The following is a 13,699-nucleotide window of genomic DNA, read 5'->3' as shown; positions in this document are numbered from 1 at the left end:
CCTCCTGAACATTTGATGATTAGGGGTTGGATAGAGAGTGGCCCGTCTTGGTTGCAAAGAACAGCCTCAACCCCCGATCGCAGGCACAAAAAAGCCGCTCGTAAGCGGCATTTTTGACGAAGATCGCTGGATTACAACCCGGACATCTTCTTGATCGCGCCTTTCAGATCAGCATCCGTGCAATCAGCACAGGTGCCTTTTGGCGGCATGGCATTGATACCCGTGATCGCCTTGGCCAGGATGCCGTCGAGGCCGCCCTGGTGGTCGGCGCGGTCTTTCCAGGCGGCGGTGTCGCCGATTTTCGGAGCACCCAACAGGCCGGTTCCGTGGCATGCATTGCAGTGCTTGGCAATGATCTCATCCGGTGTTTTCGCACCGCCGCCGCCGCCCGCTGTTGCGGCGACTTCCATCCCCTTGCACTCCTGCCCCTGCACACACACTTGGCCAACAGGCTCCAAGCGCTTGGCAATGTCATCATTGGTCGCAGCTTGAGCGCTGACAGCCCATAGGGCCAGTACGGTTGCTGGTGCAGCCAGCATTTTCATAATTAGGTTCACGCGTTCACCCTCAATGGTGGCTATTCACGCCTGCGGCCACGGTTTCGCAGGCGGCGAAAGTATAACGGTTAGCCCGTCTGGCTGAAACAACCCTATTAAGCAAAGGGAGATTCAGTCTCACGGAATACGCTGCGGGAGTCTCTGCAATGCTGGCTGGACGCCTCTTCTGTCAAAAGTTCGCGGGCGTGGCTGCGCTGATTAGTCGCGCCGGCACATCGAACGGATTACGAAAACGATGGGGCTTGGTGCTTTCAAAGTAGTAGCTATCGCCAGCTTCGAGCACAAAAGTTTCAAGACCGACGACCAATTCCAGGCGACCTTCCACCAGAATCCCGGTTTCTTCGCCTTCGTGGGTGAGCATTTCTTCGCCAGTATCGGCGCCAGGCGGGTAAATTTCGTTGAGAAACGTGATCGCCCGGCTCGGATGTGCGCGACCCACCAGTTTCATGGTGACGGCGCCGTCGGAGATATCAATCAGCTCGTTGGCTTTATAGACGACCTGGGTCGGTATTTCCTGGAGGATTTCCTCGGAAAAGAACTCGACCATCGACATGGGAATGCCGCCCAGCACCTTGCGCAAGGAACTGATGGAAGGGCTGACACTGTTTTTTTCGATCATCGAAATGGTGCTGTTGGTGACACCCGCACGCTTGGCGAGCTCGCGCTGGGAAAGACCCTTCAGTTTACGGATGGATTGCAGTCGTTCGCCGACGTCCAATGCGGGAGCCTCCTAGGATTCAGGCTTTGTTGTAATTGAGCGTTATCATGGCGACAGCGTTCAGTATTTACAACACTTGGGCCTAAATCCTCCCCCGCACCGTTCGTAGAGGCCGATCAAGCCCCGGAATAGAGCCTTGGCACGCGGCGCAGGTTGCAGAAGATCTGGTAGGGGATGGTCTCGGCGGCGGCCGCGACGTCACTGGCGAGGATGTTCTTGCCCCACAGCTCCACGGTGGAACCGAGGCCGGCCTGGGGCACGTCGGTGAGGTCGACGCACAGCATGTCCATGGACACGCGGCCGAGCAATTGGCTGCGCTGCCCCGCCACCAGCACCGGCGTGCCGGTGGGGGCGTGACGTGGATAACCGTCGGCATAGCCCATGGCAACCACGCCGACCCGCATCGGTTTCGGCGTGATGAATTTGGCACCGTAGCCCACCGGCTCGCCGGCCGGCAGTTCGCGCACGCAGATGACTTTCGATTCCAGGGTCATTACCGGCTGCAAGCGCGCGGCGGTGGCCTGGTCTTCACCAAACGGCGTCGTGCCGTACAACATGATGCCGGGGCGTACCCAGTCGCTGGGCACCTTCGGCCAGCCCATCACCGCCGGCGAATTGCGCAGGCTGACCTCGGCTGACAGCCCCTGGCGCGCCGCTTCGAACACCGCCACTTGTTCATTGCTGCGCACGCAATCGAGCTCATCGGCGCGAGCGAAGTGGCTCATCAATACGATCTTCGCCACCTTACCGCTGGCGAGCAGGCGCTGGTACGCCTCGTGGTAGTCCTTGGGATGCAGGCCGACGCGGTGCATGCCCGAGTCCAGTTTGAGCCACACGGTGAGGGGCTTGCGCAAGGCCGCCTGCTCGATGGCCTCCAGTTGCCACAGCGAATGCACCACGCACCAGAAATCATGCTCGACGATCAGCGGCAGCTCGTCGGCTTCGAAAAACCCTTCCAGCAGCAATACCGGCGCGCGGATACCGGCAGCCCGCAGCTCCAGTGCTTCCTCGATACAGGCCACGGCAAAACCATCGGCCTCGGCTTCCAGCGCCTGGGCCACGCGCACCGCGCCATGGCCGTAGGCATCGGCCTTGATCACAGCGAGGGCCTTGGCCCCCGTGACTTCACGGGCCAATTGGTAATTGTGGCGCAGGGCTTGGAGGTCGATCAGGGCACGGGCAGGACGCATGGCGGCAGGCTTCTAGGCGGCAGAGTGAAAAAAAACCGGCACCGACCAACCGCATCGGTACCGGGAGAGGGATCGTTGCTTAAGGCAGGGCGGCCACGACGGACAGCTCCACCAGGATTTGCGGCTCGCACAGTTTCGCTTCAACCGTGGCGCGGGCCGGGGCGACGCCTTTGGGCAGCCATGCGTCCCACACCGCGTTCATGCCGGCGAAGTCGGCGTCGATGTCTTTGAGGTAGATCGTCACCGACAGCAGCTTGCTTTTGTCGGTGCCGGCCAAGTCCAGCAAGCGCTCGATATTGGCCAGGGTTTCACGGGTCTGTTGTTCAATCCCGGCACTCAGGTCGTCGCCGACTTGCCCTGCCAGGTACACGGTGCCGCCGTGGGCAACGATCTGGCTCATGCGCTCATTGGTGAGCTGGCGCTGGATTGACATGTTTTGCAGACTCCTGGTGGTTGCCATAACGGGAAATATCGAGGCCTTCGGCACTGATCTGCGGCGTTTTCTTGGCCATCAGGTCAGCCAGCAAACGACCGGAGCCGCACGCCATGGTCCAACCGAGGGTGCCGTGGCCGGTGTTCAGGAACAGATTCTTGAACGGGGTGGCACCGACAATCGGCGTACCGTCCGGTGTGGTCGGACGCAGGCCGGTCCAAAAGATTGCTTCGGTCAGATTGCCGCCCTGAGGATAAAGGTCGTTGACGATCATCTCCAGGGTTTCACGCCGACGAGGGTTCAGCGACAGGTCAAAACCGGCGATTTCAGCCATGCCGCCGACACGGATGCGGTTGTCGAAACGGGTGATCGCGACCTTGTAGGTCTCGTCGAGAATGGTCGACGTCGGCGCCATCGCCGGGTTGGTGATCGGCACGGTCAGCGAGTAGCCCTTGAGCGGGTACACCGGCGCCTTGATCCCCAGCGGCTTGAGCAACTGCGGCGAATAACTGCCGAGGGCCAGGACGTAGCGGTCGGCGGTTTCCAGCTTGCCGTCGATCCACACACCGTTGATGCGATCACCGGCGTGGTCGAGGCGCTGGATGTCCTGTTCGAAACGGAACTCCACGCCCAACTGCTTGCACATGTCTGCCAGGCGCGTGGTGAACATCTGGCAGTCGCCGGTCTGGTCGTTCGGCAGGCGCAGGGCACCGGCGAGGATGTCGGTGACACTGGCCAGGGCCGGTTCGACGCGGGCGATGCCGGCACGGTCAAGCAATTCGAACGGCACGCCGGACTCTTTCAACACGGCGATATCTTTGGCAGCGCCATCGAGCTGCGCCTGGGTGCGGAACAGTTGGGTCGTACCGAGGCTGCGGCCTTCGTAGGCAATGCCGGTTTCAGCGCGCAGTTCGTCGAGGCAATCGCGGCTGTACTCGGACAGGCGGACCATGCGCTCCTTGTTCACCGCATACCGGCTGGCGGTGCAGTTGCGCAGCATCTGCGCCATCCACAGGTATTGGTTGATATCGGCAGTGGCCTTGATCGCCAGCGGCGCGTGGCGTTGCAGCAGCCACTTGATGGCCTTGAGCGGCACACCCGGCGCGGCCCATGGCGAGGCGTAGCCTGGAGAGACCTGGCCGGCGTTGGCGAAACTGGTTTCCATGGCCGCGGCTGGCTGGCGGTCGACCACGACCACCTCAAAACCGGCTCGCGCCAAATAGTAGGCACTGGTCACACCAATGACGCCGCTACCCAAGACCAGAACGCGCATTTTTATATCCTCATCGCGGCTTGACCGCCGACGTGTGTTGTTCGAGCAATGATGTGAGCAGTATAAAAAGCAATCACCAGTGCATTTCACTATATAAATGCCTATATTTGGCGACAATTCTTGGCAACAACCCTTTTCACAGAGGCGTATCCCCTATGCGTACCAACACCCAGACCAAACGGGAGCTGGACAAGATCGACCGGAACATCTTGCGCATCCTACAAGCCGACGGGCGCATTTCGTTCACGGAGCTGGGGGAAAAGGTCGGACTGTCGACCACCCCCTGCACCGAGCGCGTGCGCCGCCTTGAGCGTGAAGGGATCATCATGGGCTACAACGCACGCCTCAACCCCCAGCATTTGAAGGCGAGTTTGCTGGTATTTGTCGAGATCAGCCTCGACTACAAATCCGGCGACACCTTCGAAGAATTCCGCCGCGCCGTGCTGAAATTGCCCCATGTGCTGGAGTGCCACTTGGTCTCGGGGGACTTCGACTACCTGGTGAAAGCGCGGATTTCCGAGATGGCCTCGTACCGCAAACTGCTCGGCGACATCCTGCTCAAACTGCCCCATGTGCGGGAGTCCAAGAGCTATATCGTGATGGAAGAGGTGAAAGAGAGCCTCAATCTGCCCATCCCCGACTGACTGACACAACCGGGTCAATGTGGGAGGGGGCTTGCTTACTCCCACATTTAGACCAGCACCTGCCGGGTACTCGCCATGTATTCGTGGATCTGCTTCTCCACCCGCGGGTGAATCAGCTCCACCGGCCGCCGTCCATTGGGGCACGGCAAGGTCTTTGTGGTGCCGAAAAGCCTACAGATCAGCGGGCGCTCGTCATACACCGTGCAGCCATTGGGCCCCAGGTGTACGCAGTTCAACTCGTCCATGGCAGCTTCCTGTTCGGCAGCGGTCTTACGCGGCAGGCGCGACATTTCCTCGGGGGAAGTCGTCACCGGCCCACAGCAATCGTGGCAACCGGGGACGCACTCGAACGAGGGAATCTGTCGGCGCAATGCGCTGATTTTCTGACTGTTGCAACTCATCGAAACACGTACCGAACGGCGAATAGGCGTGGATTCTGCCGCAAAACCTCGCGGTGAGACAGCTTCGTCCGACCGCTGTATCCTGCGTCAAATTTTCCAAACGGGGATGTTCCCATGACTGCCAGCGCCCGGCACACCGCTTCCTACTACGCCGCCAGCAGCCTGCCGCAACCCGACTATCCGGCGTTGGCCGGCGAAACGGTGGCCGACGTGTGCGTGATCGGCGGCGGTTTTTCCGGGCTCAACACCGCGCTGGAACTGGCCGAACGCGGGTTCAGCGTGGTGCTGCTGGAAGCGCGCAAGATCGCCTGGGGCGCCAGCGGGCGCAATGGCGGCCAGCTGATCCGCGGCGTCGGCCATGGCCTGGAGCAATTCACCAACGTGATCGGCTCCGACGGCGTGCGCCAGATGAAACTGATGGGCCTGGAGGCGGTAGAAATCGTGCGCGAACGCGTCGAGCGTTTCCAGATCGCCTGCGACCTGACCTGGGGCTACTGCGACCTGGCCAACAAACCCCGCGACCTGCTCGGCCTCGCCGAAGACGCCGAAGAATTGCGCAGCCTGGGCTATCGCCACGAAGTACGCCTGCTGCAAGCCAGCGAAATGGGCAGTGTGATCGGTTCCGAGCGCTACGTGGGCGGCATGATCGACATGGGCTCGGGCCATCTGCACCCGCTGAACCTGGCCCTCGGCGAGGCAGCTGCCGCCCAAAAACTCGGCGTGCAACTGTTCGAACACTCCGAAGTGACGCGCATCGACTACGGCCCCGAGGTCAACGTACACACCGCCCGCGGCAATGTGCGCGCCAAGACCCTGGTACTGGCCTGCAACGCCTATCTGAAGGGGCTCAACCCACTGCTGAGCGGCAAAGTGCTGCCGGCCGGCAGCTATATCATCGCCACCGAGCCGTTAAGCGCCGCCCAGGCGGCCCAATTGCTGCCGCAAAACATGGCGGTGTGTGATCAGCGGGTGACGGTGGACTACTTCCGACTGTCTGCCGACCGTCGTCTGCTGTTCGGCGGCGCCTGCCACTATTCCGGGCGCGACCCCAAGGACATCGGCGCCTACATGCGGCCGAAGATGGTGCAGGTGTTCCCCCAACTGGCCGACGTGAAGATCGACTATCAATGGGGCGGCATGATCGGCATCGGTGCCAACCGCTTGCCGCAGATCGGCCGATTGGCAGATCAACCCAACGTGTATTACGCCCAGGCCTACGCCGGTCATGGCCTCAACGCGACACACCTGGCGGGCAAGCTGCTGGGCGAAGCCATCAGCGGCCAGCAGCAGGGACGTTTCGATCTGTTCGCCCAGGTGCCGCACATCACCTTCCCCGGCGGCAAGCACTTGCGCTCGCCGCTGTTGGCGCTGGGGATGCTCTGGCACCGGTTGAAAGAACTGGTGTGACTCAACTGCGCCAGAACGGCTTCAAGCCTTCCTGGCGCGCCTGCTCGGCGGTCAACCCGATATCCCGCAGTTGCTCGGCAGTCAGCTCCAGCAGCACCTTGCGCGTGTGGCGACGGTGCCAGAACAGGCTCCAGCGGTTGCGGGTCGGGGCCGACATCGCCCGCGCCTGCCCCGCTTCGAGTTCCTGGCCGTGTAACGTCAGCCGCACATCGCTCATGCCGTTCATTTTGTCGTCCTCATTTGCTGGTTGCCATGAGTGACTAGAATGAGCGAGTGGACAAAACCATTACAGATTCAACCAATTTTTATTAAATCCATACAGATACTGCCCACGAGTGGCTGAATCCTGTATTTTCCCAGAATCTGTACTGGTCCCCTGGGAGTGATCACCGTGACCCTTTACGTCAACCTCGCCGAATTGTTGGGCACCCGCATCGAACAGGGCTTCTACCGCCCCGGTGACCGGCTGCCTTCCGTAAGGGCCTTGAGTGTCGAGCACGGGGTCAGTTTGAGCACCGTGCAGCAAGCGTATCGCATGCTGGAAGACAACGGCCTGGCGATGCCGAAGCCCAAGTCCGGTTACTTCGTGCCCGTCGGCCGTGAGCTGCCGGCCTTGCCCGAAGTCGGCCGCCCGGCCCAGCGCCCGGTGGAAATTTCCCAGTGGGACCAAGTGCTCGAGTTGATCCGCGCGGTACCGCGTAAAGATGTCGTACAGCTGGGCCGCGGCATGCCGGATGTGTTGTCGCCCACCCTCAAGCCGCTGCTGCGCAGCCTGGCCCGCGTCAGCCGGCGCCAGGACCTGCCGGGGCTGTATTACGACAATATCCTCGGCTGTATGGAGTTGCGCGAACAAATCGCCCGACTGTCATTGGATTCCGGCTGCCAGTTGACCGCCGAAGACATCGTGATCACCACCGGCTGCCATGAGGCGCTGTCTGCCAGCATCCGCTCCATCTGCGAGCCGGGGGATATCGTTGCGGTGGACTCGCCGAGCTTCCACGGCGCCATGCAGACCCTCAAGGGCCTGGGCATGAAAGCCCTGGAAATCCCCACGGACCCGCTCACCGGCATCAGCCTCGAAGCCCTGGAACTGGCGCTGGAACAGTGGCCGATCAAAGTCATTCAACTGACCCCAAACTGCAACAACCCTTTGGGCTACATCATGCCGGAGGCACGCAAGCGGGCGCTGTTGACCCTGGCCCAGCGCTTTGATGTGGCAATCATCGAAGACGATGTGTATGGCGAACTGGCCTACAGCTACCCGCGCCCGCGCACCATCAAATCCTTCGACGAAGATGGCCGCGTATTGCTCTGCAGCTCGTTCTCGAAAACCCTGGCGCCAGGCCTGCGGATTGGCTGGGTCGCGCCGGGCCGCTACCTGGAGCGGGTGTTGCACATGAAATACATCAGCACCGGCTCCACCGCGACCCAGCCGCAGATCGCCATCGCCGAATTTCTCAAGGGCGGCCATTTCGAACCGCATTTGCGGCGGATGCGTACTCAATACCAACGTAATCGCGACATGATGCTCGACTGGGTCAGCCGTTATTTCCCCGCCGGCACCCGCGCCAGCCGACCTCAAGGCAGCTTCATGCTGTGGATCGAGCTGCCGGAAGGTTTCGACACCCTCAAGCTCAACCGGGTGTTGGTGGAACAAGGCGTACAAATCGCCGTGGGCAGTATCTTTTCCGCGTCCGGCAAGTACAGGAATTGCCTGCGCATGAACTACGCTGCCAAACCTACGCCGCAGATTGAAGAGGCGGTGCGCAAAGTCGGCGCCGTCGCGAGCAAGATGCTGGCCGAGGCCGTCGACTGACCTTTCCGGGAAAATAGCCGTCCTATGTCGACAACCGCCCTGATCTGGAAACGGTGCCCTTGATGACTCGACGGCTTTTAGCGTTTTTCCTGTTGGGCGCCCTGGCCCTGGGCGGCTGCGCCACGGTGAATGTGCCGCGCATCCCCAGCGATGCCCTGCCGGCGACGCAGTCGTCGTTCGGCCGTTCGATCCAGGCCCAGGCCGCGCCGCATCAGGGCCGCTCCGGCTTTCGCCTGCTGCCCAACAGCAGCGAGGCGTTCATGGCCCGCGCCGAACTGATCCGCAACGCCCAGACCAGCCTCGACCTGCAGTACTACATCGTCCACGACGGCATCAGCACCCGCCTGCTCGTGGATGAACTGCTCAAGGCCGCCGACCGTGGCGTGCGTGTGCGTATCCTGCTGGACGACACCACCAGCGACGGCCTCGATCAGGTCATCGCCACCCTCGCCGCCCACCCCAACATCCAGATTCGCCTGTTCAACCCGCTGCACCTGGGGCGCAGCACCGGCGTGACGCGCGCCATGGGGCGCCTGCTCAACCTGTCGCTGCAACATCGACGCATGCACAACAAACTGTGGCTGGCGGACAACAGCGCGGCCATCGTCGGCGGGCGCAACCTGGGCGACGAGTATTTCGACGCCGAACCCAACCTTAATTTCACCGACATCGACATGCTCAGCGTGGGCCCGGTGGCCGAGCAACTCGGCCACAGTTTCGACCAGTATTGGAACAGCGCCCTGAGCAAGCCCATCAATGAATTCATCTCCAACCTGCCGTCCAAAGGCGACCTGGCCAGCGCACGCCTGCGCCTGGAAGAATCCCTGGCCCAGTCGCGCCAACAGAACCACGCCTTGTACAACCGCCTGCGCACCTACAAGACCGAACCGCGCCTGGACATCTGGCGGCGCGAGCTGATCTGGGCCTGGAACCAGGCGTTGTGGGACGCCCCGAGCAAGGTACTCGCCAAGAATGATCCGGACCCGCGCCTGCTGCTGACCACCCAACTGGAACCGGAACTCGAAGGCGTCAACCATGAGTTGATGATGATTTCGGCGTATTTCGTGCCGGGGCAGCCAGGCCTGGTGTACCTGACCGGTCGCGCGGACGCGGGCGTCTCGGTGAGCCTGCTGACCAACTCCCTCGAAGCCACCGACGTGCCGGCCGTACACGGCGGCTACGCGCCCTATCGCAAGGCGCTGCTGGAGCACGGCGTGAAACTCTATGAGTTGCGCCGCCAACCCGGCGTACCCCGCACAGGCAGCGGCCCCCACCTGTTTCGTCGCGGCCTGTTCCTCGGCTCGGATTCCAGCCTGCACAGCAAGGCGATGATTTTTGATCGGCAGAAATCGTTTATCGGCTCGTTCAACTTCGACCCGCGTTCGGTGCTGTGGAATACCGAAGTCGGCGTGCTGGTGGACAGCCCTGAGCTGGCCGAACACCTGCGCAATCTGGCGCTGCAAGGCATGGCGCCAGCATTGAGCTACGAGGCGAAATTACAGGATGGCCAGGTGGTGTGGACCACCGAGGATAACGGGCAACCGCACACCCTGACCCGCGAGCCGGGCAGCTGGTGGCGCCACTTCAATGCCTGGTTCGCCACCTCCGTCGGCCTGGAACGCATGCTGTAGGAGCGAGCTTGCTCGCGAAGAACGCAAGAACACCACACTTAACCAGACCGTACCCGTCATCGCTAACGCCTTCATCCCCTCGCGCCTAAGCGGGCTGCGCGGCGCCAAACGCCCCCTGGCGCAACAACAGCACCACCAACCCCAGCGCCCCGGCCGCCATCAGCCACGGCAATGCATGCCCGCTGATCCACTGGCTGCCCGCACCGGCCACCAGCGGCCCGATCAGGCAACCGATGCCCCAGAGCTGCGCCACGTGGGCATTGGCGCGCACCAGCGCATCGTCGCGGTAACGCTCGCCGATCAGGATCAACGACAAGGTGAACAAACCGCCCGCACTCGCGCCGAACAGCACCCACACCGGCCAGATCAGCAGCGTGTGCATCAACAACGGGACCGCCAGGCTCGCCCCCAGCAACAGCAGCGCGCAGCTCAAGAACAGCGTGCGCCGCGGCAGGTAGTCGGCCAGCGCACCGATGGGCAGCTGCAGCAACGCATCGCCCACCACCACCGTGCTGACCATCGCCAGGGCGATCTCGGCCGTGAAGCCTTGCTGCAGGCAATACACCGGCAGCAGCGTCAGGATCATCGCCTCGAACGCCGCGAATAACGCCACCGCCCAGGCAATCGCCGGCAGGCTCCGACAGAAGCGCCACAGCTCGGCAAACGTCACGCTGAAGGACTCGGCGGTCGGCGCCCCGGAACGCCCCAGCAACAGCAACGGCGCCAGCGTCAACAGGCCCACGCCCACCCAGAACCCATAGTCATGATCGGTGCCCAGCACGCCCAACAGCAGCGGCCCCGACAGCTGGCTCAGCGCATAGGTGCAGCCATACAGCGCCACCAGCCGGCCGCGCCATTGCTCCACCACCAACTGGTTGATCCAGCTTTCGCCAAGAATGAACACGATGGTCAGGATCACCCCGATCATCAGCCGCAGCACCAGCCACACCGGGTAGCTCGGCAGGATCGCCAACAGACCGATGGACACCGCCCCCGCCCACAGGCACAGGCGCATCAGATGCGCAGTGCCCAGCCAGGACGCCAGCCGACTGGAAACCTTCGCCCCCAACAGCACGCCGAAGGCCGGCATCGCAGCCATCACTCCAATGGCGAAGCTGCCGTAGCCCCAGCCTTCCAGACGCAGGGACACCAGCGGCATGCTGACGCCCAACGCCAGACCAACGCTGAGCACCGAGGCCAGCACGGCGAAATAAGTCGCCCAACGCATTTCCACGCTCCTGTGGATAGTTTTTTCAGGGCTGTAAACGAACAGTAGGAGCGCGCTTGCTCGCGAAGAACGCCAACGATAACGCGTGCTGTCTGGTTGAACGCGGCGTCTTTGAGTTCTTCGCGAGCAAGCTCGCTCCTACAGGGGACCTGCGGTGTTGCTTAGAGCTTGATCCAGGTCGCCTTCAGCTCGGTGTACTTGTCGAACGCATGCAGCGACTTGTCGCGACCGTTGCCCGACTGCTTGAAGCCACCAAACGGCGCGGTCATGTCACCGCCGTCGTACTGGTTGACCCACACGCTACCGGCGCGCAGTGCCTTGGCGGTGAGGTGCGCCTTGGAGATATCCGCCGTCCACACCGCCGCGGCCAGGCCGTATTGGGTGTCGTTGGCGATGGCGACGGCTTCTTCGGCGCTGTCAAAAGTGAGCACCGAGAGGACCGGGCCGAAGATTTCTTCGCGGGCGATCTTCATGGCGTTGGTCACTCCGTCGAAAATCGTCGGCTCGACGTAAGTGCCACCGGTCTCTTCCAGCGTGCGCTTGCCGCCCGCCACCAGCTTGGCACCGTCGGCATGACCGGCTTCGATGTAGGACAGCACGGTGTTCATCTGTTGAGTGTCTACCAGCGCGCCGACGTTCGTGGCCGGGTCCAGCGGGTTGCCTGGCTTCCAGCCCTTCAGCGCGGCGATCACCAGCGGTAGGAATTTATCCTTGATGGAACGCTCCACCAGCAGGCGCGAACCGGCGGTGCAGACCTCGCCCTGGTTGAAGGCAATCGCGCCGGCGGCGGATTCGGCGGCGGCTTGCAGATCCGGAGCATCGGCGAACACGATGTTCGGGCTCTTGCCGCCCGCTTCCAGCCATACACGTTTCATGTTCGATTCGCCGGAGCGGATCAACAGCTGTTTGGCGATTTTGGTGGAGCCAGTGAACACCAGGGTGTCGACATCCATGTGCAGCGCGAGCGCGTTACCCACGGTGTGGCCGTAGCCCGGCAGCACGTTGAACACGCCTTTTGGAATACCGGCCTCAACGGCCAGGGCCGCGATGCGGATGGCGGTCAGCGGGGATTTTTCGGACGGTTTGAGGATCACGGAGTTACCGGTCGACAGCGCCGGCCCGAGTTTCCAGCAAGCCATCATCAGCGGGAAATTCCACGGCACGATGGCGGCAACCACACCGACCGGCTCACGGGTCACCAGACCCAGCTGATCGTGAGGGGTGGAAGCGACTTCATCGTAAATCTTGTCGATGGCCTCGCCGCTCCAGCTCAGGGCATTCGCCGCGCCGGGTACGTCGATATTCAGGGCGTCGCTGATCGGCTTGCCCATGTCCAGGGTTTCCAGCAGCGCCAGCTCTTCGGCATTGGCCTTGAGCAACGCGGCGAAACGGATCATGGTGGCCTTGCGCTTGGCCGGCGCCAGGCGCGACCAGACACCGGAATTGAACGTGGCGCGGGCATTTTCCACGGCGCGCTGGGCGTCGGCGACGTCACAGCTGGCAACGCTGGTCAGCAGGCGGCCATCGACGGGGCTGATGCATTCGAACGTGTCGCCGGAAACGGCGGCGGTGTACTCGCCATTGATATAGGCGCGGCCTTCGATCTTCAGATCCTTGGCGCGTTGCTCCCAGTCGGCACGGGTCAGGGTGGTCATGCGAGTGTCCTCCTCTTATTGAATACAAGGGCCAGGCGATGTGCCCCGGCAGCCTCAAAGAATGCTTGCCCCGCCAGCCAGTTGTTCGGCTCAAGGCAACTGCCACCCTAAACCAGCGGCTGGGGATGTATCAATATATTTGACATAACGCCGGTAAACGCCCTTGCGATGTTCATTTTAATAAACATAGACTTTGGGCTCTCCAACCGCAGGCCAGACGGGACACGCACATGAGCATCCAGGACATCGTCGACTTCAGCCAAGCCAACACCGCCCCCGATCGCTACCTCCCTGCCCCGGAAAAAATCCTCAAGGGCAATCCCGAGCAAACGATCTACAACCACTACAACAGCCCGTGCGGCCAGATGAGCGCCGGCGTCTGGGAAGGCGACGTCGGGCAGTGGAAGGTCAACTACACCGAACATGAGTACTGCGAGATTGTGCAGGGGGTTTCCGTACTGCGCGATGCCGAGGGCAACGCCAAGACCTTGCGCGCCGGCGACCGCTTCGTGATCCCGGCCGGCTTCAGCGGCACCTGGGAAGTGCTCGAGCCCTGCCGCAAGATCTATGTGGTGTTCGAACAGAAGGCCTGATCAGCAAATCCTGCGCAAAAAAAAGCCCGAATCGTGAGAAACGGGCTTTTTTTCACAAGGTGTCCCGTCCTGAATAAGGTTTACGCCTTCTGACCTATCTTCAGGAGGATTCAATGGATACGGGCAAAAGGCGCAGCCAGCGCGACTACACGT

The 13,699-nt window shown here is 62.1% G+C and carries 14 protein-coding genes; 5 read left to right on the top strand and 9 right to left on the bottom strand.

The window, feature by feature from the left end:
* Positions 1-131 precede the first annotated feature (131 nt).
* The 5 genes from C8K66_RS10665 to dadA all read right to left on the bottom strand — a co-directional run bounded on the left by C8K66_RS10665 (position 132) and on the right by dadA (position 4,171).
* Complete coding sequence (locus tag C8K66_RS10665; protein ID WP_026139909.1) at positions 132-545, bottom strand: cytochrome c5 family protein; 414 nt, start codon at positions 543-545, stop codon at positions 132-134.
* A gap of 181 nt (positions 546-726) precedes the next feature.
* Positions 727-1,275, bottom strand: a complete 549-nt coding sequence (locus C8K66_RS10660; protein WP_046381653.1) for a cupin domain-containing protein — start codon at positions 1,273-1,275, stop codon at positions 727-729.
* Between the two features lie 116 nt (positions 1,276-1,391).
* On the bottom strand, positions 1,392-2,465 hold the full coding sequence (alr, locus tag C8K66_RS10655; RefSeq protein WP_046381652.1) for an alanine racemase: 1,074 nt from the start codon (positions 2,463-2,465) through the stop codon (positions 1,392-1,394).
* Between the two features lie 79 nt (positions 2,466-2,544).
* Positions 2,545-2,898: a RidA family protein gene (locus C8K66_RS10650; protein ID WP_017846037.1), complete on the bottom strand. Its 354-nt coding sequence runs from the start codon at positions 2,896-2,898 to the stop codon at positions 2,545-2,547.
* Positions 2,870-4,171, bottom strand: a complete 1,302-nt coding sequence (gene dadA, locus C8K66_RS10645) for a D-amino acid dehydrogenase (RefSeq protein ID WP_017846038.1) — start codon at positions 4,169-4,171, stop codon at positions 2,870-2,872. Before dadA ends, C8K66_RS10650 begins: the two co-directional genes overlap by 29 nt.
* Before the next feature lie 155 nt (positions 4,172-4,326).
* On the opposite strand from dadA, the gene C8K66_RS10640 reads away from it, so the two are divergent.
* The gene (locus C8K66_RS10640) at positions 4,327-4,815 is read left to right on the top strand and encodes an Lrp/AsnC ligand binding domain-containing protein (RefSeq protein ID WP_017846039.1); all 489 of its coding nucleotides are present in this window, start codon (positions 4,327-4,329) and stop codon (positions 4,813-4,815) included.
* 47 nt (positions 4,816-4,862) lie between these two features.
* Here the strand turns inward: C8K66_RS10640 and C8K66_RS10635 are convergent, their stop codons facing one another.
* Complete coding sequence (locus C8K66_RS10635; protein WP_017135860.1) at positions 4,863-5,216, bottom strand: YkgJ family cysteine cluster protein; 354 nt, start codon at positions 5,214-5,216, stop codon at positions 4,863-4,865.
* A gap of 114 nt (positions 5,217-5,330) precedes the next feature.
* Between C8K66_RS10635 and C8K66_RS10630 the strand changes: the two genes are divergently transcribed.
* Complete coding sequence (locus C8K66_RS10630; protein WP_108524812.1) at positions 5,331-6,623, top strand: FAD-binding oxidoreductase; 1,293 nt, start codon at positions 5,331-5,333, stop codon at positions 6,621-6,623.
* A gap of 1 nt (position 6,624) precedes the next feature.
* Here C8K66_RS10630 and C8K66_RS10625 read toward each other — a convergent pair whose 3' ends face one another.
* Positions 6,625-6,849 carry a DUF1127 domain-containing protein gene (locus C8K66_RS10625; RefSeq protein WP_017846042.1) on the bottom strand — a complete coding sequence of 75 codons (225 nt, stop codon included), beginning with the start codon at positions 6,847-6,849 and terminating at the stop codon, positions 6,625-6,627.
* A 165-nt stretch (positions 6,850-7,014) separates the two neighbouring features.
* Here C8K66_RS10625 and C8K66_RS10620 point away from each other — a divergent pair, with 165 nt between their 5' ends.
* Both C8K66_RS10620 and C8K66_RS10615 read left to right on the top strand, forming a co-directional pair.
* The gene (locus C8K66_RS10620; RefSeq protein ID WP_108524976.1) at positions 7,015-8,439 is read left to right on the top strand and encodes a PLP-dependent aminotransferase family protein; all 1,425 of its coding nucleotides are present in this window, start codon (positions 7,015-7,017) and stop codon (positions 8,437-8,439) included.
* 62 nt (positions 8,440-8,501) lie between these two features.
* Positions 8,502-10,070: a phospholipase D family protein gene (locus C8K66_RS10615; protein WP_108524810.1), complete on the top strand. Its 1,569-nt coding sequence runs from the start codon at positions 8,502-8,504 to the stop codon at positions 10,068-10,070.
* Positions 10,071-10,155: 85 nt separating this feature from the next.
* Here C8K66_RS10615 and C8K66_RS10610 read toward each other — a convergent pair whose 3' ends face one another.
* Positions 10,156-11,298, bottom strand: a complete 1,143-nt coding sequence (locus C8K66_RS10610; RefSeq protein WP_057004015.1) for an MFS transporter — start codon at positions 11,296-11,298, stop codon at positions 10,156-10,158.
* Between the two features lie 161 nt (positions 11,299-11,459).
* Positions 11,460-12,953 (bottom strand): aldehyde dehydrogenase, encoded by a 1,494-nt coding sequence (locus C8K66_RS10605; RefSeq protein WP_046381649.1) that lies wholly within the window; start codon positions 12,951-12,953, stop codon positions 11,460-11,462.
* A 230-nt stretch (positions 12,954-13,183) separates the two neighbouring features.
* Between C8K66_RS10605 and C8K66_RS10600 the strand changes: the two genes are divergently transcribed.
* On the top strand, positions 13,184-13,546 hold the full coding sequence (locus C8K66_RS10600) for a cupin domain-containing protein (protein ID WP_046381648.1): 363 nt from the start codon (positions 13,184-13,186) through the stop codon (positions 13,544-13,546).
* The last annotated feature ends 153 nt before the right edge of the window (positions 13,547-13,699 follow it).

It is taken from the genome of Pseudomonas sp. GV105 (assembly GCF_003058185.1).
In the GTDB taxonomy this organism is placed as follows: domain Bacteria; phylum Pseudomonadota; class Gammaproteobacteria; order Pseudomonadales; family Pseudomonadaceae; genus Aquipseudomonas; species Aquipseudomonas veronii.
Note: the sequence above shows the minus strand (reverse complement) of the source record. Positions and strands in the feature narration are given on the sequence as shown.